The organism is Levilactobacillus muriae (assembly GCF_045862015.1).
Classification (GTDB): domain Bacteria; phylum Bacillota; class Bacilli; order Lactobacillales; family Lactobacillaceae; genus Levilactobacillus; species Levilactobacillus muriae.
In genome coordinates, this window is the sequence record NZ_BAAFRU010000008.1 from 48530 (window position 1) to 72284 (window position 23755).

The 23755-nt window shown below is 48.5% G+C and carries 25 protein-coding genes; 7 read left to right on the forward strand and 18 right to left on the reverse strand.

The genetic code is table 11. The features are described from left to right. Nucleotides 1–9: 9 nt before the first annotated feature. From ACKTSF_RS07035 to ACKTSF_RS07085, 11 genes are all read right to left on the reverse strand, one after another. On the reverse strand, nucleotides 10–642 hold the full coding sequence (locus tag ACKTSF_RS07035; protein ID WP_407887927.1) for a TetR/AcrR family transcriptional regulator: 633 nt from the start codon (nucleotides 640–642) through the stop codon (nucleotides 10–12). Then, the gene (locus ACKTSF_RS07040; RefSeq protein WP_407887929.1) at nucleotides 643–1536 is read right to left on the reverse strand and encodes a lysophospholipid acyltransferase family protein; all 894 of its coding nucleotides are present in this window, start codon (nucleotides 1534–1536) and stop codon (nucleotides 643–645) included. A gap of 1 nt (nucleotide 1537) precedes the next feature. Continuing rightward, nucleotides 1538–2485, reverse strand: a complete 948-nt coding sequence (locus ACKTSF_RS07045) for a glycosyltransferase family 8 protein (RefSeq protein ID WP_407887931.1) — start codon at nucleotides 2483–2485, stop codon at nucleotides 1538–1540. A gap of 13 nt (nucleotides 2486–2498) precedes the next feature. Continuing rightward, nucleotides 2499–3320, reverse strand: coding sequence for a glycosyltransferase family 8 protein (locus ACKTSF_RS07050; RefSeq protein ID WP_407887933.1), 822 nt, complete (start codon nucleotides 3318–3320; stop codon nucleotides 2499–2501). A 3-nt stretch (nucleotides 3321–3323) separates the two neighbouring features. Next, a complete protein-coding gene (locus ACKTSF_RS07055) occupies nucleotides 3324–4070 on the reverse strand; it encodes a lysophospholipid acyltransferase family protein (protein ID WP_407887935.1) in 747 nt (248 codons plus the stop codon). A 143-nt stretch (nucleotides 4071–4213) separates the two neighbouring features. Beyond that, entirely contained in the window at nucleotides 4214–5179 is a 966-nt protein-coding gene (locus ACKTSF_RS07060; protein ID WP_407887937.1) for an ADP-ribosyltransferase, read from the reverse strand. A gap of 226 nt (nucleotides 5180–5405) precedes the next feature. Further along, on the reverse strand, nucleotides 5406–6074 hold the full coding sequence (locus ACKTSF_RS07065) for a type 1 glutamine amidotransferase (RefSeq protein WP_407887939.1): 669 nt from the start codon (nucleotides 6072–6074) through the stop codon (nucleotides 5406–5408). Between the two features lie 211 nt (nucleotides 6075–6285). Then, on the reverse strand, nucleotides 6286–6828 hold the full coding sequence (locus ACKTSF_RS07070; RefSeq protein ID WP_407887941.1) for a hypothetical protein: 543 nt from the start codon (nucleotides 6826–6828) through the stop codon (nucleotides 6286–6288). A gap of 471 nt (nucleotides 6829–7299) precedes the next feature. After that, nucleotides 7300–7710, reverse strand: a complete 411-nt coding sequence (lpdD, locus tag ACKTSF_RS07075; protein WP_407887943.1) for a prenylated flavin chaperone LpdD — start codon at nucleotides 7708–7710, stop codon at nucleotides 7300–7302. 1 nt (nucleotide 7711) lies between these two features. Continuing rightward, nucleotides 7712–8275 carry a UbiX family flavin prenyltransferase gene (locus tag ACKTSF_RS07080; RefSeq protein WP_407887945.1) on the reverse strand — a complete coding sequence of 188 codons (564 nt, stop codon included), beginning with the start codon at nucleotides 8273–8275 and terminating at the stop codon, nucleotides 7712–7714. 14 nt (nucleotides 8276–8289) lie between these two features. Beyond that, nucleotides 8290–9756 (reverse strand): UbiD family decarboxylase, encoded by a 1467-nt coding sequence (locus ACKTSF_RS07085; protein WP_407887947.1) that lies wholly within the window; start codon nucleotides 9754–9756, stop codon nucleotides 8290–8292. A gap of 141 nt (nucleotides 9757–9897) precedes the next feature. Here ACKTSF_RS07085 and ACKTSF_RS07090 point away from each other — a divergent pair, with 141 nt between their 5' ends. The 4 genes from ACKTSF_RS07090 (at nucleotide 9898) to ACKTSF_RS07105 (ending at nucleotide 12514) form a co-directional block, all read left to right on the forward strand. Then, the gene (locus ACKTSF_RS07090) at nucleotides 9898–10776 is read left to right on the forward strand and encodes a LysR family transcriptional regulator (RefSeq protein WP_407887949.1); all 879 of its coding nucleotides are present in this window, start codon (nucleotides 9898–9900) and stop codon (nucleotides 10774–10776) included. 150 nt (nucleotides 10777–10926) lie between these two features. Continuing rightward, nucleotides 10927–11475 carry a DUF1697 domain-containing protein gene (locus ACKTSF_RS07095; protein WP_407887950.1) on the forward strand — a complete coding sequence of 183 codons (549 nt, stop codon included), beginning with the start codon at nucleotides 10927–10929 and terminating at the stop codon, nucleotides 11473–11475. Continuing rightward, the gene (locus tag ACKTSF_RS07100) at nucleotides 11468–11878 is read left to right on the forward strand and encodes a peptide deformylase (protein WP_407887952.1); all 411 of its coding nucleotides are present in this window, start codon (nucleotides 11468–11470) and stop codon (nucleotides 11876–11878) included. Before ACKTSF_RS07095 ends, ACKTSF_RS07100 begins: the two co-directional genes overlap by 8 nt. Nucleotides 11879–11896: 18 nt before the next feature. After that, a complete protein-coding gene (locus ACKTSF_RS07105; RefSeq protein ID WP_407887954.1) occupies nucleotides 11897–12514 on the forward strand; it encodes a sugar O-acetyltransferase in 618 nt (205 codons plus the stop codon). A gap of 58 nt (nucleotides 12515–12572) precedes the next feature. Here ACKTSF_RS07105 and ACKTSF_RS07110 read toward each other — a convergent pair whose 3' ends face one another. From ACKTSF_RS07110 to ACKTSF_RS07130, 5 genes are all read right to left on the reverse strand, one after another. Beyond that, the gene (locus ACKTSF_RS07110; RefSeq protein WP_407887956.1) at nucleotides 12573–12944 is read right to left on the reverse strand and encodes a hypothetical protein; all 372 of its coding nucleotides are present in this window, start codon (nucleotides 12942–12944) and stop codon (nucleotides 12573–12575) included. Between the two features lie 227 nt (nucleotides 12945–13171). Continuing rightward, entirely contained in the window at nucleotides 13172–13498 is a 327-nt protein-coding gene (locus ACKTSF_RS07115; RefSeq protein WP_407887958.1) for a thioredoxin family protein, read from the reverse strand. A gap of 241 nt (nucleotides 13499–13739) precedes the next feature. Further along, nucleotides 13740–15152, reverse strand: a complete 1413-nt coding sequence (locus ACKTSF_RS07120) for a subtype B tannase (RefSeq protein ID WP_407887960.1) — start codon at nucleotides 15150–15152, stop codon at nucleotides 13740–13742. Between the two features lie 197 nt (nucleotides 15153–15349). After that, complete coding sequence (locus tag ACKTSF_RS07125) at nucleotides 15350–17086, reverse strand: DUF262 domain-containing protein (protein WP_407887962.1); 1737 nt, start codon at nucleotides 17084–17086, stop codon at nucleotides 15350–15352. Nucleotides 17087–17162: 76 nt separating this feature from the next. Further along, on the reverse strand, nucleotides 17163–18806 hold the full coding sequence (locus ACKTSF_RS07130) for a PucR family transcriptional regulator (protein WP_407887964.1): 1644 nt from the start codon (nucleotides 18804–18806) through the stop codon (nucleotides 17163–17165). A gap of 178 nt (nucleotides 18807–18984) precedes the next feature. Here ACKTSF_RS07130 and ACKTSF_RS07135 point away from each other — a divergent pair, with 178 nt between their 5' ends. The 3 genes from ACKTSF_RS07135 to ACKTSF_RS07145 all read left to right on the forward strand — a co-directional run bounded on the left by ACKTSF_RS07135 (nucleotide 18985) and on the right by ACKTSF_RS07145 (nucleotide 21158). After that, the gene (locus tag ACKTSF_RS07135; RefSeq protein WP_407887966.1) at nucleotides 18985–20250 is read left to right on the forward strand and encodes an MFS transporter; all 1266 of its coding nucleotides are present in this window, start codon (nucleotides 18985–18987) and stop codon (nucleotides 20248–20250) included. Nucleotides 20251–20425: 175 nt separating this feature from the next. Beyond that, complete coding sequence (locus ACKTSF_RS07140) at nucleotides 20426–20800, forward strand: fluoride efflux transporter FluC (RefSeq protein WP_407887968.1); 375 nt, start codon at nucleotides 20426–20428, stop codon at nucleotides 20798–20800. Between the two features lie 4 nt (nucleotides 20801–20804). Further along, on the forward strand, nucleotides 20805–21158 hold the full coding sequence (locus ACKTSF_RS07145; protein WP_407887970.1) for a fluoride efflux transporter FluC: 354 nt from the start codon (nucleotides 20805–20807) through the stop codon (nucleotides 21156–21158). Nucleotides 21159–21903: 745 nt separating this feature from the next. Here ACKTSF_RS07145 and ACKTSF_RS07150 read toward each other — a convergent pair. Together ACKTSF_RS07150 and ACKTSF_RS07155 are read right to left on the reverse strand one after the other, a co-directional pair. After that, a complete protein-coding gene (locus tag ACKTSF_RS07150) occupies nucleotides 21904–22863 on the reverse strand; it encodes a 2-hydroxyacid dehydrogenase family protein (RefSeq protein WP_407887972.1) in 960 nt (319 codons plus the stop codon). A gap of 75 nt (nucleotides 22864–22938) precedes the next feature. Further along, nucleotides 22939–23697 (reverse strand): NADP-dependent (R)-specific alcohol dehydrogenase, encoded by a 759-nt coding sequence (locus ACKTSF_RS07155; RefSeq protein WP_407887974.1) that lies wholly within the window; start codon nucleotides 23695–23697, stop codon nucleotides 22939–22941. Between the last annotated feature and the right edge of the window lie 58 nt (nucleotides 23698–23755).

Here is a 23755-nt window from a genome sequence, read left to right on the forward strand (position 1 = left end):
ACCATTCTGCTAAATCAACTTCATCAACATATGAATCTGACCAGCAATAAACGCATAGGTGCCAGCTGGCAAAGCGCGGTGGTTTCGAATCAACAACTCATCAAATATAACTTTTTGAAAAGTAGCCATGATGGCATTGGCCAGCTGGGTAGCCTCTTCGTGAGTGGTTTCTTCACGTGTTAGTGCAAAGACTGTGTCCGCGATACGCTTTTGAACATTCTCAAAGGAGGCAATCAGCCAGGCAGATTGTTCATCCGATAACATCGATCGGTTACGGATCGTAATAATAAATTCCTGATAACCAATGCCATCCCCGAGCAGTTGCCACATATTCTCAAACAGGCCCACGATATTTTCTTCCATGTTCTCACGCGTCCAACTCGCTGTTAGGTTTTCCGCAACACGGACGCGGTCTTCAACCCCTTCATGCACAATAACGTCTAATAGTTGGCGTTTACCCTTGGGAAAGTAATAGTAAAGTAGCCCCTCCGCAATACCTGCACGTTCATTGATCTCACGTGTGGAGGTTTCTGTATAGCCCTTTTCCGTAAATAACTCCCGGCTAACCGCAATAATATTTTGACGCTGCTGGTCACTTTTCTTCGTCATAACTTTCGTCGCTCCACTCAGTTGTTTCTTCAATTATACCGTTTTTCCGGCTCTGGGGGCAATTGGCATCCGTTCACCACGCCAACCCGCAACATCGCCCGGCTCAAATTGATACGTCAAAGGCTTGCCGTAAGCTTGCTCATAAGCCGCTTTCTTCTGCTGGTAATCACGAGCCATCATGGCACGACTATTATCTCGCACCGATTTTTCTGGATCCGGATAAATCGGCTTAAGCACGTGCATGACGTAACTGACTTGATCGAATTCCGCATTATCTACGCGCGGCAGATCTTGAATTTCCACGAAGCAGGATATAATCGGGACTTGGAACTTGGCGGCATAATAGTAGGCCCCTCGTTTGACTGGCCGCGGTTTACGATAATTGAACCACATTTCCTGTTCAGGGTAGATCAGCACATACTGATCCTGATCGAGCGCCTGTTGCACAAATTTAGGGAAAATGCGGCCGGCGTATTCCTTATCATCACTGATGGGGATCGTGTCGTAGTAGTTCATGAGGTAGCCGATAAACCCGCCCATTTCCAAGTTGGTATCTCGGCTAACGATGTAGAGCCGCTTCCTACTGGTTCGCTGGACCATGCGGCGCACGACCGTATTATCCAGCGGATTAAAGTGATTGCTGGTAATGATCGCCCCACCCGTGATGCCGCTGAGATTCTCCAGGCCCTCGAAACGCGACCGCCGATTGAAATATCGGGTCGCCAATCCGGCAACTTGCCGGGAGACATGATTATTAAAGCGATACGTCAGCGACCCATCCCGCCGCAGGTAGCGTTGGAGGACCGCCTGCTGTTGTTCTCTAGTAAACTGAGGATCATTGACTTCAACCTTAGCGTTGAGATTGCCAGCTAAGGCGTCGTGTGCAATATTTTCGACAACTTTTTCCTTCATCCCACCGATAATCATATTAGCTCAACTCCAATTCTCTTCTAATCTGCTGGACGTCGCCACTGTTCTTCTCTGAGAAGGCGCGAAGTGTTTTTAATAATCCCTGCTCTGCCTCGTGATCCTTGGCCCGGTCCGCATCGGTGAAGGCCTGTTGGATAGCCTTAATTTCTGCAAAGTAAGGTGACTTCGGCGCATAATCCCAGAAATATTGACCGTTCTGGGCATCTTCATAGTGCCAAGGCTTTCCGAACAGACTGTAGTGCAATAGTTTGGGTGCTGTGACTCGGCTTTGCTTCGTTGGCATCACATTCCATGCACGATCAATGTGTAGGACCCGACCGCGACACAGTTCATTTAAGTAGTCTTGGTCTGGCGCAATAAACTCTACATGATAGGTCGTCAGTAGATGGGTAAATGTCTCGTTGAACTTCTCCGCCCGCATCTGCTTCAAGTTCATAAGCATCATCCCGGAATTAAAATAGTCGGCAATTGGTAAGTCCAAATGATTCTTCACATATTGGATGCTCTGTGGGTTATCAGCCGCAAACGTGTCCTGCACCGCCCCCACTAAGTTATCGCCTAAATCCAGCTGGAACAGTTCCGCAAGATCCGTCGTCGCAACCACGTCGGCATCGAGATAGATGGCCTTGTCATACTGGGGGAACATTGCGGCAATGAAGAGGCGGTAATAGATCGTCAGGGTAAACGTGTCTCCCCGCAGCTTCATGTGCTCGCCAGCCAGCTGTTTCATTAAGTCGTCGTTGACCGTCACAAAGCGAATCGACACATTAGGGGTCGCTAACTGACCCAGCCGCTCGCGGTTCTCCGCGCTGAGATCCTCGTATAAGATAATGAGATCATACTGCTGGTGAGTATCGGCGTTGGCAATAATCGAGGTCATCGCCACCGAAAGAAATGGCGCATAAGCATCGTTGATCGAAAAGAACACTGGTATTGGTTGGGTCATGTTAATCTCCTCCTTATAAGGTCACAATTAATTTTTCATATTCTGTCAAAATATCGTCATATTCGTGAAGCTTGAGTTTACAGTGCATGTCTTCAACCTGCCAGGGTTTAACCGTGAGCGTGTGTAGCCACGGAAACAAACGGAAGCTGGTGGTGAAATGTTGAAAGACGGTGTTCGTCTTCAACCGACGCTGCTCGTTGTAGCGCCGCGGCATCAGCCGTTTATGCGCAACCAGGCTGTTGATCGCCGATTGGTCGGGCATAAACATCTCACGGGATTGGCAAAGCTCACAGCTTCGGGCAAATAGTCCCGTCCGGCGAATCTCCTTAAGATTGAGCAGAAGAATACCAGAGTTCAGATAATCAAAGTGTTCCCAGCTCTGGTGGAAGAACCAGCGGCCGTAATGGTCAAGAACTCCCGCCAACTCAATATCTTGAATGTCTTGGTGATAGAATGAGTGACAATTACGCCGGCAGATCACATCGGTATCTAAATACAGGAGTTTGTCCGGTAATTCTGGCACCTGATCGGCATACAATCGAAGCATACAGCACGGGGTAAAGATCGTGTCGAGGTTGGCAGTTGGCGGATTAGCCGCGACTAATGCGGTCACATCAACACGTACTACCCGGTTAGCCGGATTATCATGTTTGACTAATGTGTCCAATTCAGTCGTCGTTTCAACAGTCAATGGATAGAATTTACGCGATTCATTTTGTATAAATGCCGTTAGAATGTAAATGTTTAGTGGCTCGTGGACCTGCTTCAGTAACGAAAGAATCGAGATTAACAGTCCCGGCTTCATATTGGTATCCCCACAATATAGAATATTCACCTTTCATCCCTCCTCATAAGTCACGTACTGGACGTCACTCGTCGCGGCACGCTTGGTCATCTGTACTTGAATCCGTTGCTGGAGATCTCGCTGCTGTTGCTTCGGCGATAGCCGGCCATCCGGCTTAAATGGCCCATCCAGATACACCACCAACCGTGGACGCCGCCATCGACGCTTGCGGTAGGTCACCGTCAGGCAGTAGGCCGGCACCTGCGCGACTACTGGAAAGTGAAACGATCCTGGATTGAACGGTCGAATACCAGTGTAGTACGGCCAAACGTGCTCCTCTGGGTAAATCATCACCCACTCGCCAGCCGCCAACTTGTCGACGACCGAACGATTGAACAATCCTAATTGATGCAGCGTCTGTGGCGTTGGTAAAGCACCACCCAGGGTCGTCAACGGACCAAGCACCGGAATGCCCAGGTTAGCGGGACTAGCTAGGACATTGAATGTCTGTCGATTTCCTAGATAATAAGGAATCAAGACATCGCCCGTGGGTTGCGTATGATTGCCATACACGACAAAGCCACCAGCACCCGCTACCTTTAACCGCCAAGCATTCTTGAACGTGATGGCTCGGCCAAGGTGACAGTAGATGATACTCATAACCTTGGCACTAGCGCGAACCACCCGCTGCTGCCAGCGGTTACCCACTCGTCGCCAGTTATAATCTGCAGGCAATCGCCAATCTTGATGTCGACTCGTCACCAAATCATCATGAAAGCTGTGATAAACATACCTTCTCATGGCAATCCCTCCTCTGCTCATAAAATTAAGTGAGTGCTCAATTACCAACTTCAATATAGCATATTCTTTTCAGAATGCAAGACCCAAAATTAACGATTTTAGTCAAAAAAAGCGCTAATCCCAACGAGGACTAGCGCTAACTCTTATTGTAATAGATTTAAGGTAACCAGTTGGTACGATGATTTTTCATGTTCAACCTTAGTCTTCGACTTGCTTCCAGTCGCGGTCATCATGGTCGTCGTTGTATGCCCGGTCACGCGTTGGATCTTGGTCACAATCAGCTTGGTATTAGGATTAAGCAGGTATTCCTTTTCCCCACGAACCGTGGAAATAGGATCTAGATAGGCTCCATGATAGCCCTTAGGGAAGTTAATCTTGAGTAAAATCTGGGACGTAAATTCCGTTGCGACTGCATGACTGGTACTGGTCGAAGCAAATCCGGGATCGGCATACACAGCACCCGGCTTGAGGGTTTTCTGATGCAGTGCAATTCGGGCAACCTTGTTCGAGGTTCCCCGATAGACCGTCATGGGATGCGTCAGCTTGAAGGTCTTCAGACTCGCCCGCAAATCGTTGACCCGTTGCCGCGTCTTGGCCGTAGTTGCCCGTTTGGGATAACGTAAAGCGTTATTTAACTTGTCAGACCCATTACCGGTATAGTTGCCGATAACCTTGATCTGCCGCTTGCTGAGCTTACCAGCCCACGCCTTGGACCGTTTAACCAGCGTGCGATAATCATGTTTGGTCAGCTTGATCGCCCGATTACTGTAGGTGTAGCTGCCAGTCTGAGCAATCAGAAGTGACTGGGCATTTCCGGGCACGGTCACCATCGTGCCGGTAGCCGTACGTTGGACGACCTTGAGTGCCGTATTTTTGGGAATCGACACACTGACAGGGGTTGACTGGTCGGTCGGCTGAGTTAGCGCAGTAACCGCACGATTCGTGACCACCTGCTGCGTCCCAACCGAAGTGTTGGTCGATGACGTGCTGTCGATGTAGATCAGCTCAGGTGACTTCGACTTAGCACTCGCTGACAGTGGCCCCATCATGGTCCCACCCAATGTGAGTCCAACGGCTGCCAGCCCTAATAAACGGGTAACTTTATTCATGAAATTTCCTCCTCTGGAGCTGAACATGATCGGATTTCCCCACCGATGATGCGTCAATACTCCGCTCATGAGTATAGCACGGTTGAATGCCCATTGAACCATTTAGGGGCAAATTTAATTTTCAAACGGGAGGTCCCACGCTAATCACTCGCGTCACTACCGACACTAAAAGGGAGCGGCTTGAGTTTAGCCCCTCCCCTCACTTATTGGCATACCACAATCCCATTTAATCCTTTGTTATATAATCCAAAATCTGAAACATAGCCGCACGATTCTCGTCAGGTATCTGCGTGGTCTCAATGGCCTTTGCCGTCTGATTGAGAACGGAATCTGCCACGTAATCACCATCGTTGACGACCATCGCGTGGACGTTATCCTCCGTCACTTCTAAGTGAAACTGGAGACCGACCACGTTATCGTTAATCACCAAGCCTTGATTCTGAATCTGTTCGCTGGCAAAGAGTCGGGTCGCATCATCTGGCAACGCGAACATATCCTGATGCCAATGGAGAACTTTCAGCTGCGCTGGCAATCCCGGAATCACATCGGCTTGCCGCGTGACTGGGGCCCACCCAACCTCTTTGACCGGTGCCGGGCTGACTGTTGCACCCATGAGCTTAGCAATCTGCTGCGCACCAAAGCACGCGCCGAAGATGGGCTTATGAGCCGCCATCACTTCACGCATCAAGTAACGTTCGGCAGCAATCCACGGCTCATTATCGTTAGGACTAATGGGACCACCCAAGACCACCAATAGATCCGTCTCCGCCACTGACGGTAACTTGCCGTGTTGTGCCGGATGATAAACATAGACCTGATAGCCGCGAGCGTGGGCCCAAATCCGGATAGCCCCTGGCCCCTCCTCTGGTGTATGTTGCAAAATATTCACGCGCATGTGAAGACCTCCCTGACTCATTTTAGACAATTATAGCAGGTTGCATTGGCAATGGTTCATACACGACTTATCATATGGAACGCGTTTGACGTCTGACAACTGTCGTCGAGCGTCAAACCGAATTGATCACAACCAAAGAGTGAGACAATATAATTTTGGAGAACTAAAAAGAGTCTGGGTTTTTGACCCAAACTCTTTCCAGACATGCCATTTACGCGTAATAGACTTCACTGTGGAATCGGTGATTCTTCATCTGCTTGGCAACTTGCTTTGACGCATAATAATGCTGTGTGACCCAGACACCAGCCCCACCAGCCTCACTGAGGACCGCCAGTTTCTGCCCGTGGTATTGCTTATTAGCCACCTTGTAGTAGGTGCCATCCCCAGCCGATTGGTTCCAACCGCGCAGGTCGATCCAATTGGCGCGACGCACCGTCATTTTGCCACCCACGACCCAGTTGGCATGACGCGCCAGCTTGTCTGGATCAGCGTTGAGCCGCCGTTGGTGCAGGGTTGATGCACTGGCATAGTGGCTACCATTTTGATAGCCCACCGTCCGCCACTTGGTTGCCGTGAATTTAACCTTATCGTACTTTCCGTTACCCTCATAGTGATACCAGGTTCCTTGCAACTTCTTCGGATAAACTTTCACACTCTTCTGGGTGCTGGCCTGCGCTGTGGTCGGTGCAACAAGTTGCGTCCCACCAAGCGTTAAGCCACCCAGTAATGCCATTAACAAAATTTGCTTTTTCATCAGTCAAGATCCTCCCCAGGATTGTGTCGTGTGAATGATACAGACATAGTATACACCAGCTAACCACTCAATTGCGGTATAAAAAAATAAATAATGGCGCCCATGAATTTGGGCCTTATCCAATAATTAGCCCGAGGTTTCACACACTCTCTATCTAATGCTTACATCGTAAGACGACCTGAGAGACGCCTGAACTTGGCGGCTTTCAGGCGAGCCCCCAGCCCGTCCTTTGGCTGGAGGCGTTCCCCACAACAAGCGGCATCCCTAGCAGCCGGAGTGCGACCATTTTCACTAATTTGACTGTGATCATTCCCACTGTCACAAGAATAAAGCGCGCATTTTGGCTTTCAGCCTTCAGTTCACATTCTTTGATCAATTACGTAGCTCAACTTTGCCGAAGTTTACGGATTCTTTAGAGACTAATGGCCAGCCGCATCTTCAGTGGCTGGCCTAATTTGATCCATTACTATTCTACTGCGGTTGTTCGTTATCGCTGTAATATTGAGGCGTTGGCGCGGTAAGTGGCTGCTGGTCCAGCCAAGCCACAATCTGATGGCCTAAGTCTTCACCCATCGGCGCGGACGCTGCAATCTGGGCCTTGGTAATCTGATTGACGTGAATCCCGGCCGTTACCGTACAGCTTCCCGGAAGCACCGGCTGGATTACCTTGGCGACGCGCTCGCCAACAAAGTTGTCCTTGTGAAAACGGCCGTCATGACTGGGATACTTGATGGTCTGCATCGCCGTATCCCGGGTCAGCGTGGTCACATCGCCAATATGGGGATTACTCCCGCCGGTTACGACGATCAGCAAATCTTTACCAATCACCGTCACATCGGCATCGATCGTATAGTTTTCGCGGGTCACACTGAAGATTGGCATACTAATCCCCCTCCCAGCGTTTGGCCGCACCCACATGAATTCCGAAGGCATCAAGCACCTTCATTGTCTGATGATCGACCAGATCCTGAATCGTCTGTGGCTGGTTGTAGAAGGCCGGAATCGGGGGAATGATCTGCGCACCGATCCGTGCCAATTTCGTCAGATTTTCCAGATGAATCACACTGAGCGGCGTTTCCCGCGGCACGACGACCAGCTTACGTTGCTCTTTGATCGTGACATCGGCTGCTCGGGCAATCAAGTTCTCCCCGAAGCCGTAAGCAATGCTGGCCACCGTCTTCATGCTGGCTGGCACGATCACCATGCCGTCATTTAGAAATGAACCGCTGGCAATCGCGGCACCTTGGTCGCGGTCACTGTAAACCACGTCGGCCAACGCCTTAATCTGATCTAGGGTATAGTCCGTTTCCAAGGCCAAGTTTTTCTTTGCCCAAGCACTCATAACCAGGTGTGTCTCAACGTCTGACATGGCGCTCATCTTCTTTAACAGATCAATCGCGTAAATTGTCCCGGAAGCACCGGTGACGCCAATCACAATCTTCTTCATTCCCCATCAGTCCTTTACTTCAAATACTTCTGCCAGTCTGGTACCTTCATGAATTGGGCACGCACGAACTGATCCTTCATATCAAACGGCACCGTCCCGTCAATAACTAACTTAGCAGACATCCCCTGCGTTCGAATCGACTTGGGATCATACTCCGGCCGTTCAGACGGATCTAATGGGTGATTCCGCATGCCCGGCAGTACCATCAGATCTTGATCGGCCTGGAACCGCGTGTTGACGGTCCACATCACGTCATTCATGTCGAAAATATCCACATCTTCGCCAACTAAGATGACCGTCTTTAATTCCTTAAACGCCGAGAAAGCCAACAAGGCTGCCTGCCGCTGAATTCCTTCATCGGCTTCGTCTTCCTTATGAATCTGCATGATGGTCATTAGTTTACCGCCACCTGCTGGCGGATTATAAACGTTGAGGACCTTGCCAGGAATGGCCCAGTTGGTCAGCTCTAAGATACTGGCTTCAGTTGGAATTCCGGCCATGCTGACGTGTTCTTCGGAAGGCCCAATGACACTCTGCATGATTGGATTCTCGCGATGGGTTACCGCCGTTACCTTGATGACCTGTAATGCCGGATTGGCATCACCATCGTAGCCTGGAAATTCAGGCATGGCTTTCCCGGTATGGGTGTTGATATCTTCCTGAATCCGCTCGTTAGGCATGATGTAGCCTTCCAACGTAAATTCGGAGCGTGCAATGGCATTTTCGTCGACGGTCAGCGCTGGCGTCAGGCCAACGGCTTCCTGCCGAATCGCACCGGCGACTCCCAATTCATTGTAGCCAAGTGGGGTAGTCGGCGGCTCAAAGGTGCAGCCGATGGTGATGGCGGGGTCCAATCCAATGTTAATGGTCACGGGCATTGGTTCGTTGGCCGCCTCGTATTCCTTGGCAAACGCGCCAATGTGGCGACCGCCGGGCATAATGTAAATGCCCAGCTTATCCTTGTCTTCCAGCACCATCCGGTGAATCGTGACGTCACTCATCGTTTTAGCCTTATTGGATCCCAACACAACGCCCACAGTAATGTACGGACCAGCATCCTTCGGCGTATTGGTCGGTGCTGCCACGAGCTTGCGAATATCGAAGTCGGGCTCGGTTGCTTTGTGAACGACCTCGTGAGCTGGCGCATCAGCGACCATTACGGGTGGGATGGGCTTTTCGACGGCGTCATTTAGAAACTGCCCCAACGTGCGATAGTCATGATGAAACATCAGCCCAACCCGCTTGCGACTAGCCATTAGTCCAGTTAAGACTTTAGTCCCAGGGAAGCCTTTCACGTTGTTAAACATCATTGCGGGGCCTTCCTGGGTTGGCCGTTCAACAGTCCCACCAGCCCCAATATAGCGATAAACACCGGAAAGTTCGGCGTCGGGGTCAACAGCCACATCGGTTGCGTGGTACTGACCGGGTTGTGTCTTCAATTCAGTCAACACCTTGCGTAGATCATAGGGTTCATTTGCCATTAGATTACCTCCTGCATGTCATTTATATACCCACTTTAGTCCTCAAAACGCTTGCAAACAACTCTAATTCCGACTAACGTTATGCTTGAAAGGAATAATAAGATTTTTATTTTAACTCATCACCAGAAAGGACGGGCTCACATGACGCTAGATGATTTCTACAGTTTCATCGTGCTCTACCGGATACGCAACATCTCAGACGCCGCGGTCGAACTGAACATCACACAATCGGCATTATCTAAACGCTTGCGTAGCATGCAAGATGAACTGAACACCAGCCTGATTTCAACACGGAACAAGCGCCAACTAACCATTACCGAAAGTGGCGAGGTCTTCTTCCGTTATGCCCAGACGATCACATCTCAGTATCAGTTAATGCAGACTGAACTCCAGGACTACCGCACGTTGCAACGGGGTACCCTGCACATTGGAAGCGTTCCTGTCATGTCCCAGTATGGTTTAACCCGCAAGATGAGCCAGTTCATGCATGACTTTCCCCAGATCAACATTCGCTTGGAGGAGCTTCAAGGTGCAGACTTGCTCAAGCAACTACAGAGCCAAGCATGTGATCTCGGTATTCTGCGTGATGTCCAGAGCCAGCAACTCAGTACGTCACAATTCGAAGCGGTTAACCTAGACACAGATGAACTGCGTGTTGTATTGGCTGCCGACCATCCCTTGGCCAAGCAATCGGCAATTAGCCTGACCGATCTGCGCGATACGGAGATTGTCACACTTAATCCGGGTTCCGGCGTTTATGAAAAGATTGGGGCCCTCTACCAAGCGGCTGGTTTCACCCCCAATATCCGGTTTACCACGCCCCATATCGAAACGTTACTGGGGATGATTGCCCACACACAACGGGTCACATTTCTATTTGCCAAGGCCGCACAGCCCTTTCTCACCCCAGATGACGTGACTCGCCCCTTCAGTGAGCCACTGATCAGTCACCTACAGCTCGTCTATCCACGCGGCACACTCAGCCAAGCTGCCCGCCGTTTTGTGAGCTATCTTGCATAGGACTAGAAGTTGACGAATAGTAAACCAACAACTCAAACTTCCACACGCCCCGACGCAGCAATCATGCTATAATCGAGAAGACGCTTACATTATCGAATTGGGTAATGGTGACGGGTCTCACCATTTCATAGTTGGAAAGGAATTATTGGCATGAATTATCTCCTACTTCTACGCGGAATCAACGTGGGTGGCAACCACAAAGTCCCCATGGCAAATCTGCGTGATCTGCTGATGGCCGCTGGATTTGCGTCTGTGCGGTCATACATTAACAGTGGCAATCTGTTTTTCACCAGTGACCGGTCCACCGCTGAATGCAGTCATTTGGTGGCACAGGTGCTGACCCGTAATTTTGATTTTTCCATCGACTTTCGCCTGTTGACGCAATCAGAATTTCTCGCCGACCTTGTCCAAGCGCCGGACTGGTGGGGAGCTGACGACACTCTACGGCACAACGCCCTGTTCAAGCTGAACACCTATGACGATGCTCACGACAGCTGGTTAACCGGCCATATCACCACCGACTATGACCAGGTATTGATCACCCATAACGTGATCTTCTGGACATCCACACTGCGGACCCATTTCAGCCGCTCGTTTTACTCGAAAATCATGGGCACCCCGTTCTACCAGCAAACCAGTGCCCGCAACTACAAGACGACCAACAAACTCAAACAAATTTTGGAGGAAAGCAATGATTAAAACTGTCGTCCACGATCCCACAAAGCTCAGCACAAAGGCCCAGCTGGCCACTAAGCTTGACGCAGGGGTTGTCACGGACTTACGCGATACCTTAACAGCCAACAGCAAAAATTGCGTTGGCATGGCTGCCAACATGATCGGCGTTAATAAACGGATTATCGTGGTTGATATGGGTGTGCTCCCCATAGCCATGATCAATCCCCAGATCACCAAAAAAGTCGGTCCCTTTCAGACCAGCGAGGGGTGTCTCTCGTTGATTGGTGAACGACCAACGACACGCTACCAAACGATTGACGTGGACTTTTTAAATCAGAATTTCCAGCGTCAGCACCAGACCTTTACCGGTTTCGTGGCTCAGATTATTCAGCACGAAGTTGACCACTGTGAGGGCATTGTGATTTAACAAAGGAGGACTTTTGACATGACTGAAGAAGAAAAAATGTTAGCGGGTAAGCTTTACGACCCATCCGATCCTATGCTACAAGAACGGCTTCATTACGCTCATCGGCTGTCGCAAGAATACAACATGACCTTTGACGACGAGACTGAGAAGCGTGAGGAGATTCTCAAGAAACTAGTTCCGAACCACGACGAAGGCACCTACCTTCAAGGGCCAATCTTCTTTGACTACGGGAGCTATACCCACCTGGGCAAACACTTCTACGCTAACGCTAACTTTACTGTGCTGGACTGTGGCTATGTGACCATTGGCGATAGCGTCTGGTTCGGCCCCAACGTCACGCTGGTAACGCCCATGCACCCTCTGTGCTACCAGGAACGGAACCTTCAGCCTCACGCAGACGGTTCCCTATTCGATATCGAATACGACAAGCCCATCAAGATTGGTGACAACTGCTGGTTCGGCAGCAACGTGACCGTCATTGGTGGCGTCACTATTGGCAATGGCTGCGTCATCGGTGCCGGCTCAGTCGTCACCCGTGATATCCCCGATAACTCGTTGGCTGTTGGCAATCCGTGCCGGGTCGTTCGTGAGATCACCGAGGAAGACACCATTAAACACAAGTCTGAAATTCAATAACGAACTGAAAATGGCTCACCAGAAATCCCGTTAGATCAAGATTTCTGGTGAGCCATTTTTATTTCTTGTAACGCCATAATTGATAACTGCCCCAGCAGAGTAAACAAAAATCAAACAGCATCAGGAGCCCCCAAAGCCAGACATAGTCCGTGAGTAATGGTGAATGCTGCGTATGCAGGAGGTCACCGGTCATTCCCAAGATGATGATGCCGTTAACCAAAAGCCCAATGCGCTTGCTCGCCAGGCTTTTGGCGCATGCCGTAACAACGACCACGACCAGAATCAGGGCAACCGCCACAACATCTGGATTATGCCAGCTAAAGTCCACGCCGAGACTGCTCGTTGACGAAGGAACCAGCGACATGACTAATAAGAAATACAAACTGCCCAGTCCCGTCAGCAACGGCACGTAACCGTAAAGCTTGCTCATAACCTACACCACCCTTTCTTATCGTTTTAGCCTACCATAGGCGATTCAGCGCTGAAAGTAAACCGAAATGCGGGGGTTACGGTGGACAGTAAAAAAGGCCACGCCGCAACGTGGCCTTACTCTCTAAGCGATGACTGATTAACATTGGCAAACTCTACAGCCGTTGTGGACACCAATCACGATGTCGCCAACTGGTTTTAGCCGCCTCTACTTCAGATGAATTCAAATCAGCTCTCGTCCAAAACCTTCTGCAGTGCTGCCGCAAACGCTGGTTTTGGCCGGGCGCCAACTAAACGCTCGACTACCTGCCCATCCTTCTTGATTAAGAATGTGGGAATCCCTTGCACGTCAAAACTTCCGGCAACTTCTTGGTCGTGGTCAACGTTAAGCGATGTAAACGTGACTTTTGTTTTGAAGGCATCACTTTCGGAAAGGCTCTTTAAGATGGGATCCATCATCTTACATGGTGGGCACCAGTCGGCCCGAAAATCAACGACGGTAACCCCGGTATTTGTTTCCTGTTCAAAGTTTTGGTCATGAATTTCTTTAATCATCTGTCGCCCTCCAAGATACCCTGATAGGTATTTAATAGTTAGCTGCGAAGTTCTCGGCTAAGAGCAAGCAATAGTGTGATCTTTCAGTGTGTTATCACAGTTATCGCCAATTATGATAAATTATTTTTCCGCAACCAACAACGATTTCAAATATACCCCACTAGGTATATTTAAGCAAGTACTTTTATCTGAAAGCGTATAAAAAGCGGTCGCCACCTATCGTGTCGACCGTCGTTAACACCTATTCTGTTGCGGGTTGACAAAGCTTATCGATCCACTCAAAAAGTTCCGGTAAATCATAGTCACCACTGTGGGGCCGACCCCACGGCAGAGCAAAGTCCACATCAAGTCCCAGATTTTGTAATTTTGTCGCCAGAATCACGGGAATCGCAAATGATGTGTCCCTATCCGCCGCACCATGACGAATACGCCAGTGCTGGGCAATCTGACACTGATGAGACGTGAGATAGGTCAGCGGATTGATAGCCGCCACCAGGCTGGCATCGGCCAGCTGAGCGGGGACCGCACTGCGTTCCTGCCCGAAGGCCGTGAAGTGCCGTGCAGCCAATAGTCGACTCCCAAACAGGGCCGTCTCTGGACTGCTCAAGTCGCGTGCATCGAAGGCCGGCACCCGTTTCATTCGGCCAATCCCTTGGAGATAGGCCGACCAGTCGAGACTTGCTACCCGACCGTTATTGACCTTCACGCCCTGAACGGCCGTCACGTCGGCCCCCGCCGAGAGCGCCCGCTGTGCAGAAACGGTTAGATAATCATCGATAAACCGGCGAAAACTACCGGACCCATCGGCTTGTAGCTGTAAGGGATTGCCTGCGTGATCCTTTAACTCAAGGTGATTGAGATAGGGAATAAATGCCGATTTCAATTCATTAGAAAGTTGTTGCTCGTTTGCCGTCAACTCACCAGAAATTGAGGTCCGCTTCACTTGATTATTCACGACCGTGTACCGTTGCTGATGCCAGTCGATCAGGCCATTGAACTGCCACTCGTAAGCGGCGTCGGCGTGCTCCAGATTATGAACGGAACAGTAGGCCGATACAGCAAAAATGTCATCAGTTGCCGGCGCCGCCCCCAACGCTTGCAGGGCCGTCTCGAAGAAATCTGTATTGCCACTGGCACCGGCGAGTGCTGAAATCGCCCCACCAGCACTGGTGCCGTTGGTAATGATTCGATCCGGATTGCCGGGAATCCAGCCGGCGTTAAATTTGACATAACGAATAGCAGCCTTCATATCGACAATAAATGCCGGCGCCTTGCCGCTATATTCCCCCTGTGATGTCTTGGAGGTTCGACCACGCAGGCCAGCGGAAACGACGACGTAACCACGTGACAGGGCCTGCAGAATCGTCGCGCCTCGACTAAAGGATGCCTGATTGCCAGGAAAATCACGCGGTCCAGGCAGGTAACCGCCGACCGTGTTGGGCATGAAGATGGGGGCCGTGACTCGCGTGTAGCCGTTGACCTGACCACTGTTAAAGTATGGCTCTGGCACAAAGACGTTGAGCTGCTGAATCGCATCAACCGGTATAGTGACATAGTCCAAACCAAGAAAGGCCCGGTACCGCAAGGCTCGCCCATTGACAGTCACCTGTGCCGACTGATAGTGTGTTTCGTCAAATCTTAGTGGGGTTGTCATCGCCATTCCTCCATTTCGTGTTGGGGCTTATTTCCCTTAGCTTAGTGGAAAGATGGTTAGGGTGCAATGAATGCGGGCTGCTTTATTACAAAATTGCCTCGAATTCTGCAATGATTATTGGACAATAAAAGTGGCAACGCAATAATATAACATACGCAACCACTTCTTAAAAATCGCATAATACCTCTACAATCAAATTACTCTATGATTTCAACTTTTTTATCAACGGTTCTTTTCCAGATATTAAGTGCTGTCTCTGCAAGCCCCTTTTGTCTGTCATCAATACTTTCTGGCGTCCAATCGGCATAATTCAGAAGTTCCTTAGTAATCGCAATTTGCGATTTTTCATAGGCTTCTTCTTTCTTTACGTCGAAGCCTGAATTGGCAATCTTTTGATTAAGCTTTTTACTTAAAAGTGTCAGATTTCCAATTCGCCATAAATATTCGGTGCTTTCGACATCGTCAAAGCTAGTCCAAGTATCTTTATGCGGCCGTTGAGGAAAAATGTGTTCGATATGAACAGCATCATTATCTCTAACCACTTCTACTTCATCGAATCCTACATAAACTGAATTTAATTGTCTCAGTAGGTAGCGAATAACTTCCCTTTGTTTGACAATAGCCGTTGTAAAATTATTTCTAAATTCAGGATCAGAAACCATTTTTTTATTAAGAGAATTGATTAATGTTTCAATATCAATGACGCCTGAATAATAATTCATGGCTGCCCTTGCAAAAAAGACTTCATACTTATTTGCCGTTAAACCAGAAATTACAAAGTTTCTAACAACTAACGTTTCAAGAGTTTCTAAAACCTTATGCAATTTCGAAACATCCTTGCCTTTAGACACAATTGCTAAGACAATTGGATAATATGACTTTGCGCCCAGACGATTTAAAGAAATTAGATCCCTTCTGACTTCCTCGTTCTCAAAGTAATCGCCTGTCTTAGGAAACTCAAGATTGTTATAAACTCTTGCTAAGCTTGATAAATCTTCACTTAGCTTAACTTCACTTACCAGACTTCCCTTTAAGGCCTTGTAAAGTCCACGTTCTCTGACAAACGAATACCTTGAGTTCCAAAATGAACGGATAAATTTCGTTGTATCCGCCTTTCCAAGATCATTTACCATTTCGGACCAATTACCTTCTACAACATCGATATCTTTTTTTCCAGCATGGCTAAATAAATGATTCTTCAGTAAATCAGAGGTTGCCAAGCTCTTTCCACGATCATTTAAAGTTTCAAAAATTATAAATGCTTCATTTAAGTCATCAGTTTCCACATACATGACTTTAAATTTCTCCGTAAGGTCTTTCCAATATGCCTTCAGCAACTCATACCTAGCAGTTGATTCTTTGCCTTCTAACTCGCCTTGAATCTCAGTAGAGAAGTATTCGTAAGCCTTCTTAATTCTGACATTTGATGACCGATCTTCTTTAAAGTGCAAAGTACTATGTTCGACCGACTGGATATAGTCGGCAAAGAATTTGCTATCTGTGTCATTCAAGAATAAATGGCGTTCATCCCTGCGATTTGTATACCTACCGATACTTTTGGTCGTTATATCATCGATGTCGTATCCAACATCACTTTTTAAATCACTCCCCTGTTTTGCATCACTCGACAGTTTATTTAAAAAATTTCTTATTACTGACAAAAAAATCACACTAGTAATCGTTCTTTGCTGACCATCAATAATATATCTTTGATTTTTTGCCTTTTCCCCGTCCTTTTCTGAACTCTTATGAACGACTACTTGTCCGTAGAAGTGTTCAGAATCATCTGGATCATTTCCGACAGAAAGCAGGTCAAACCAAAAATCTTCAAGCTGGGTCATATCCCAAGAATAATCTCTTTGATAATCTGGGATATAATATTGTTTTCCCAAGTAAGTATCTAAGTCTTCAAAATTATAATTTGTTATCGACATATTCATGCTCCTTGATTGCATTTTAAACTTAGTATTACATGAACGGGCTCAACTATAAAGCACATTCTACTCTTTTTTACCCTATCGCAATATCCCCAACCTTAGACAGCTCCAACGCCAGTCGCAGATTCAAACTGGTCTGGGGATTCTTAACCGACTGTCCCAGAATCTTTTCACACTGCTTAATCCGGTACTTAATCGTATTCCGGTGGAGATACAAGGTGTTCGCCGTCTTGGTGATTTCACAATTATAATCCAGGTAATATTGCAGCGTTTTTCGCAAGTCAATCGTGGAGGCATCTGTAGGGTACGCCAAATCCTTCAACACCTTTTCACAATAATAGTGGATATCCTCGTCGTTGGCCCCTTCAAACAGACTGATCAACCCCCGTGGATGGTAGTAGTTCAGCATGTCCGGCGTCTCCTGCTGCTTAACCTCATCCAGAGTCAATTTTGCTTCCACGTAGGAACTCGAGATCTCCTCAATCTCATCATACGGATTACCAAACGAGAAGCTCAAGTTGATAGCCAGTTCCGTCTTCAAGCTCTTAATCAACGTCTTAACCGTCCGTTCAAAGCTAACTTCCTTGGACTGGAACAACAGGGCAATATCATTGCTATTCTTGACCTTGAAGGCCACCACGTCTCGAATCTTCAACGGCAGCTGTTCTTGCAGCCAGCTATTCGCGACCTCGGCCTCTTCCTTTCGATAAAAAATCTGATTCTCACTCTTCTCGTTAGGCACACAGTACACCAGCGCAATCCGATAGTAATCGCTTTGAATCAAGCCATAATTCTCGCCCAGGTCAATCCAATCGCGGTTCTCATTATTCTGATCCGTCTTGGCCTTAATCAACTGGGAGAGAAAGTCACTCTTCATGATGTCGAAGAACTCCTGAACCTTCTGATTCTTATAAAGAATAAACGTGAGCACCAATACTGCCTGCTCAATTGCAAACTCCGAAATTGGATACGGAATCTGCTCCGGCTTTAGCACGAGCAAATAGTATGGAAAATAATTGGCTACTTTAACCGGATAACCCAGGACCTGAATCTCCTCGCCCTTGATATCCTTAATCATGATATTGCTCTTATCCTCATTAATCTTTTCATAGTTTTTCGGGGTCAGTTGCTCCGCGTAAAACGACGCCGGATGATCCGATTCCGAGAAATACTGGGAACTCCCAATCACCTTGTGCCAGGGATTCAGCATAATGACTGGCGCGTTAATAATTTTGCCCAGTTCCGCCACGAACCGTCCATTACTCACGTCGTGCATCAATAAGTTTGAGAAGCTCTTTTGAATATCTAACGCATATGTAAGTTGTTCCGTCTTGCTATCCATCAGATAGCTTTGCATTTGATACAGCAAGCCGCCCAAGGGTTGGGTACTTGGTATCTTAATTAAAGGGAGGTCGATCTCCGTCGCGTAAGCAATCACGGCTGGATCGATCTCTTCGATGAATCGGCCGACCTTAATGCCCAGGGCGGCCACTTTATGTTTGACGAGCGATGCCAGAAATGGTTTCAGCTTCTCCTGACCATTCCGGAAGATCATTGCCGTTGTCAGGATAACGACGTGTTCTGGAATAAAATTGGCAACGTCAGGGGTTTCAGTAATCTCGACGCTTTCGACTGGCCGTGCCATATCTTTGTGAATCGACAGGACTTCCAAATCAGAAAATCGTGGTAAGTTCAGTAACTCTTTGAGTGTGCTCACTTTGATTAGCCTCCTTAAATAAAAGTTAGCGCTTTCACCTATCCAATTAAAACACATTTAGCTAAAATAGACAAATTCCATTAATTTATGGTGCAGAGTATGCAATGAATTTCTTGTGAATCTCCTTATAATTATTCTTGTAAGCGTTTACATATATGGTGAAATTGGAGGACTTATCATGGACAAAGTTACAGAAAAATCAGGTATGGCCTATTGGAAGAAGATCGTTATCTTACTCTGTGCCGGCTGGATTACCATTTGGATCTACCGTTCTGCCCTTGCGCCGGTCTACCCCCAAATCCGCTCATCACTTGGCGGCGGGGTCTCTGACACCGCGTTAGGTTCTATCTCAAGTTTCTATTTCTTAGGTTACGTCATTATGCAAATTCCCGCGGGCTTCCTGGTCGATAAGATTGGGAAAAAGCGCGTGTTGATTCCTGGATTTATTTTATTCGCTATCGCCGCCCTCATCGTGGCTATGGCTAGTTCCATTCAGATGATCTACGTGGGCTCCGTCTTAGCTGGATTAGGCTGTGGCTCCTTCTACGGTTCCGCTTACTCCCTGACCTCGCAGAACATCCCCGCTGACAAGAAGAGCTTCTCGACGGCCATCGTGAACAGTGGTTCCGCCGTTGGTTCCGGTCTTGGGATGATTCTGTCAAGCTTCTTAGTCGCCCAACAAGGCATGCCTTGGCAAACGATGATGTACATCACGATTGTCATGATTATCTGCATGGTTATTGCATTCCAAGCTATTATTAAGAGCAACAAAGACGACATTGTGAATATTCAGGCTGCCGAAGAAGCCGCTAAGGCCGCTGCCGCCGCGGAACCTAAGGTTAAGGAAAAGGTGTCACTCAGTACCCTCTTCCAGCCCAAGATGCTCTTCGCCTACATTTTATATTTCGCAACCTGCTACGCCTACTACATGATTGTGACTTGGTTACCAAACTTCCTGGCAACTGAACGAGGTTTCCACGGTGCTGCCATTGGTTTCTCCTCATCACTGGTCGCCTTCGCTTCGATTCCCGGCGCCCTCTTCTTCAGTAAATTAGCTGACAAATACTTAAATAAAAAGATTCAGTTCATCGTGGTTCTGGAATTGCTTTCCGCCGCAATGCTCTTCCTGACGGTGCAAGCAACCTCCTCTGCCTTCCTGCTGACCGCCCTGATTCTTTACGGATTCCTGGGTAAGTTAGCCGTTGAACCGATCATCATCTCTTGGCTGGGTGAAAATGCCCCCGCAGTCGGCGTCGGAACAACGTTAGGGGTCTTCAACTTCTTCGGAATGATGTCATCCATCATCGCCCCTGCCTTAACTGGGAGTATCTCTGACGCTACCGGTTCCAAGGTTCTAGGTTTCTACATTGCCATTATCCTGCTGGCTGTCGGAACTATCCTGTTCTTACTGGCCAACTTGCATAAGAAGCAAGCGAACGCCTAGCCCTCGCGTTCAGCGAGTTCTCCATCATTTTGACATAGCGTCATTCCCCCTGTAATCCACATAGTTCCCAGCAAACACCCATAAGCGTGCTGCCCACTGCCAGATGTTTCAATCAATCGTGGGTGGCTGCGCCTATGGGTGTTTGTAGCTTCATCCCAAATTGGAGGTCTTCAGCGTGTTTAAAAAGCTCAGCACTATCTTTGCTTTTGCCTTCTGTGGCAGTCTCTTGCGGCTTGGTCTGACAGTGATGACCACCCACCATTTGACGACCATTCTTCTGATTAATGTGGCCGGATCCTTTCTCCTTGCCTTTATTTCTAAAACGCTTCCCACCCTAATTCCCCTCTCGGAGACCGTTATGGCCGGTCTAACTGTCGGCCTCGTTGGGAGCTTCACGACCTTTTCAACCTTCTCCATGGACGTGGTAGCCCTCCTACAACAAGGCGCTATAGGTTTGGCCCTCGCCTACTGGTTTGCTAGCTTGTTACTGGGCTGTGGCGCCGCAATTCTGGGTTTCCGTACCAGCGCTCGCGTCACCGAAAGGGCGTGAGCGTATGCTGGCAATCCTCTACATCTGCTTGGCCGGCGGTTGCGGCGCCCTGACTCGCTTCACGGTGGGCTATGTCACCGACCTGGTCATTCGGCCAACGTCGTTCCCAGTCGCCACCGTCACCATTAATATTCTTGGCTCTGGCCTATTGGGAATCGCAACCGGGCTGTTGGCACCGACCGCATTACTCTTTCAGGTCGCCAGTGGATTCCTGGGCGGTTTCTCAACCTTCTCCACGTTCACCAACGATTTTATCAAGCTGGTTGATCACAGGCCCATTATGGCGATGAGTTACTTAGCCATATCCGCGACCTTGGGTGTGGGCAGCGCCTTTGTCGGTTATGTTCTGGTAGCCTGACATGACCCTTGTCAATTTTCTCAAGTTCCGGTATACTAGAGACTCGCAAAGTCTAGTGCGGTTTTACCGTATGCGAAGGAGGAGCAGGGGTCGTCTTATTAACGACTGTCATGGCTGCTCCTTTTTTTGTGTCCTTGCGCAAATAATCAAGTCCCGAATGAAAGCGTTGTCCTATATTCGTGAACGGCGTATACTATGGGTAACCGCAAGTCTAGTGTGGTGTCGTGTGAGGGAGCAGTGGCGACTGCTCCCTTTTTGTGTGCCCTACAAACCTACGCAATCACCATTAGTCTACCGTCACGGTGATTGTCGGCAGGAGTGGTTACCTTGAAGAATCAACGACCGCTTCAACCGTCCAGGCCCCCAATACGATAGTTGTCGCTATTTACGAAGGGGTCTGTTATGATCAACGAAATCCTTAAATTACCAAAAAAGTTCTTCATCCATATGTCACGTAACAAATGACATCTAGAGTCGTTACTTGCTTTGTTCACTTCTTTAGCAACTATAGAATCCTTAAAAAAGCCTGATTATCACTAACATTTCACTGTCGTTCCTATGGCTGAATTAACCATAAAGTCTGAGCTGGCAGCCCGCTTCTTGGCTACAGGGCGGCCCCCACAGCAGGCGAAATTCTGAAAACCGTAGACGACCAGCTTTATCCAGTGACAACAAAAAAGCGGAAGCACCCATGTCTGAGTCGCTTCCGCCAAAACTATTCTCTAATCATAATATGAAGGTGGTGTTAATTAACGATGTGCAGTGGTTCCTGTCCTTGATCGATCCGAACGGTGTTCTTGGCAACAATAGCGGCCATTGCATCCCGTGCTTCAACGGTAGCATTCCCAACGTGAGGCGTCAGGATGACGTTATCCAGTGCCTTGAAGCCATCATCGACATTCGGTTCTGCTTCATAAACGTCCAGCGCTGCGCCAGCCAATTCGCCGGCCTTCAGTGCTGCTAGCAGAGCTGCTTCGTCAATGACGGGGCCCCGTGCGGCATTAATCAATGTTGCAGAGGATTTCATCTGTTTGAATTCAGGTGCGCCAATCATGTGATGCGTGGCGTCGTTTAATGGGCAGTGCAGGCTCAAGACGTCGCTTGTCTTAATCAACTCTTCCAAGCTGACAAATTTCGCGTCAAATTGCGCTTCTACCTTTGGATCAAGCCGGGTCCGTTGTGAATAGATAATGTTCATATCGAACGCCTTCATCCGCTTCGCAACGGCTTGTCCAATCTGGCCCATACCAACGATACCCAGTGTCTTACCAGAGAGTTCATGGCCTAAGAAGAAGAGGGGTGACCACCCATCAAATCCCTTTGTCCGCATCAGCTTATCGCCTTCAACCATCCGGTGCGCTAATGTAATCATCAGACCCGTCGTCACTTCGGCGGTTGAAACGGTCGAGACTTCCGGTGTGTTGGTTACAGGAATACCTTTTTGCCGCGCGTAGGCAGCATCAATGTTGTTAAAACCCGCACCATAGTTGGCAATAATCTTCAGGTTGGGATCAGCGTCGATAACGTCCTTGTCGACTTGAGTCGATAGCGGCGTAATCAGATAATCCTTACCCACGATTCGCTTAACCAATTCTTCTTTCGTGATTAATCCACTGCCCGTATAAACATCGACATCCAGTCCCGCTTCCTTCAAAATAGCCAAAGCGGACTGTGGAATTGCTGCAGTTACTAAAACACTAGCCATGAATGTCACTCCTTCTGCAAGATTTGGATTTACAACTCTATTGTATACGTTTTCACTTAGCGATGCACTGCCAGTTTATTGGGCAGTGTAACCCCCGTCGACCACGAATTCTGAGCCGGTTGCAAATTTGGCTTCGTCTGAGGCTAAGTACACACAGATCCAGGCAATATCGTTAGGTTCCCCGATATGACCCATTGGTGTCTTCGTCCGGGCTGACATGGCGGCTTCAGCACCTGGCAGATCGTCAACTAATGGTGTCTTGATGTAGCCAGGATGAACGGTGTTAACCCGTACGTCGTAGTCCTTCAAGGCACAGTCAACGGCAGCCGACTTGGACATGATCCGCACGCCACCCTTGGAAGCGTTGTAGGCGCCTAAGTTAGGATCACCCACGAAGCCTTCGATGGAAGACATGTTAATGATGGATGCACCCAAGTGCTTGTTCTTCATCCGTTGAATCCCCAGCCGGGTGCCGTAGAAGACCCCATCCAGGTTAACGGCCAACTGTTGCTTCCATTCTTCGGTTGTCGTATTCTCAATGCTCTTATTAACGGCCATCCCAGCGTTATTCACAATTGTGGTTACTGGACCAAAGGCCTTTTCAGTTGTATCAAATAAATCAAGCCAGCCTTGTTCGTCGGTTGCATCATGTTGGAAGAACTGAATCACATCTGGGCCACCAATACTCTTCGCAGCCTTCTCACCAACGTCAGCGTGCCGACCGGTAATCATAACCTTACCGCCCTCTTCGACGAACTTGTCAGCAACAGCCAACCCAATCCCTAACGTCCCACCTGTAACAATCGCAACTTTTCCATCTAAACGATGACTCATAGCATTCTACCTCCAGAATTTTAATGTGGTTGTAACAAACTTCACAATAGAATTGCGG

Excerpts from the sequence above, each read along its gene's own strand:
- ACKTSF_RS07055 (WP_407887935.1), bottom strand. The coding sequence starts at position 4,070 with ATGAGAAGGTATGTTTATCACAGCTTTCATGATGATTTGGTGACGAGT.
- ACKTSF_RS07110 (WP_407887956.1), bottom strand. The coding sequence starts at position 12,944 with ATGAGCAAGCTTTACGGTTACGTGCCGTTGCTGACGGGACTGGGCAGT.
- ACKTSF_RS07070 (WP_407887941.1), bottom strand. The coding sequence starts at position 6,828 with ATGAAAAAGCAAATTTTGTTAATGGCATTACTGGGTGGCTTAACGCTT.
- ACKTSF_RS07090 (WP_407887949.1), top strand. The coding sequence starts at position 9,898 with ATGACGCTAGATGATTTCTACAGTTTCATCGTGCTCTACCGGATACGC.
- ACKTSF_RS07155 (WP_407887974.1), bottom strand. The coding sequence starts at position 23,697 with ATGAGTCATCGTTTAGATGGAAAAGTTGCGATTGTTACAGGTGGGACG.
- ACKTSF_RS07115 (WP_407887958.1), bottom strand. The coding sequence starts at position 13,498 with ATGATTAAAGAAATTCATGACCAAAACTTTGAACAGGAAACAAATACC.
- ACKTSF_RS07120 (WP_407887960.1), bottom strand. The coding sequence starts at position 15,152 with ATGACAACCCCACTAAGATTTGACGAAACACACTATCAGTCGGCACAG.
- ACKTSF_RS07145 (WP_407887970.1), top strand. The coding sequence starts at position 20,805 with ATGCTGGCAATCCTCTACATCTGCTTGGCCGGCGGTTGCGGCGCCCTG.
- ACKTSF_RS07095 (WP_407887950.1), top strand. The coding sequence starts at position 10,927 with ATGAATTATCTCCTACTTCTACGCGGAATCAACGTGGGTGGCAACCAC.
- ACKTSF_RS07125 (WP_407887962.1), bottom strand. The coding sequence starts at position 17,086 with ATGTCGATAACAAATTATAATTTTGAAGACTTAGATACTTACTTGGGA.
- ACKTSF_RS07080 (WP_407887945.1), bottom strand. The coding sequence starts at position 8,275 with ATGAAGAAGATTGTGATTGGCGTCACCGGTGCTTCCGGGACAATTTAC.
- lpdD (WP_407887943.1), bottom strand. The coding sequence starts at position 7,710 with ATGCCAATCTTCAGTGTGACCCGCGAAAACTATACGATCGATGCCGAT.
- ACKTSF_RS07065 (WP_407887939.1), bottom strand. The coding sequence starts at position 6,074 with ATGCGCGTGAATATTTTGCAACATACACCAGAGGAGGGGCCAGGGGCT.
- ACKTSF_RS07040 (WP_407887929.1), bottom strand. The coding sequence starts at position 1,536 with ATGATTATCGGTGGGATGAAGGAAAAAGTTGTCGAAAATATTGCACAC.
- ACKTSF_RS07060 (WP_407887937.1), bottom strand. The coding sequence starts at position 5,179 with ATGAATAAAGTTACCCGTTTATTAGGGCTGGCAGCCGTTGGACTCACA.
- ACKTSF_RS07085 (WP_407887947.1), bottom strand. The coding sequence starts at position 9,756 with ATGGCAAATGAACCCTATGATCTACGCAAGGTGTTGACTGAATTGAAG.
- ACKTSF_RS07100 (WP_407887952.1), top strand. The coding sequence starts at position 11,468 with ATGATTAAAACTGTCGTCCACGATCCCACAAAGCTCAGCACAAAGGCC.
- ACKTSF_RS07105 (WP_407887954.1), top strand. The coding sequence starts at position 11,897 with ATGACTGAAGAAGAAAAAATGTTAGCGGGTAAGCTTTACGACCCATCC.
- ACKTSF_RS07135 (WP_407887966.1), top strand. The coding sequence starts at position 18,985 with ATGGACAAAGTTACAGAAAAATCAGGTATGGCCTATTGGAAGAAGATC.
- ACKTSF_RS07045 (WP_407887931.1), bottom strand. The coding sequence starts at position 2,485 with ATGACCCAACCAATACCAGTGTTCTTTTCGATCAACGATGCTTATGCG.
- ACKTSF_RS07150 (WP_407887972.1), bottom strand. The coding sequence starts at position 22,863 with ATGGCTAGTGTTTTAGTAACTGCAGCAATTCCACAGTCCGCTTTGGCT.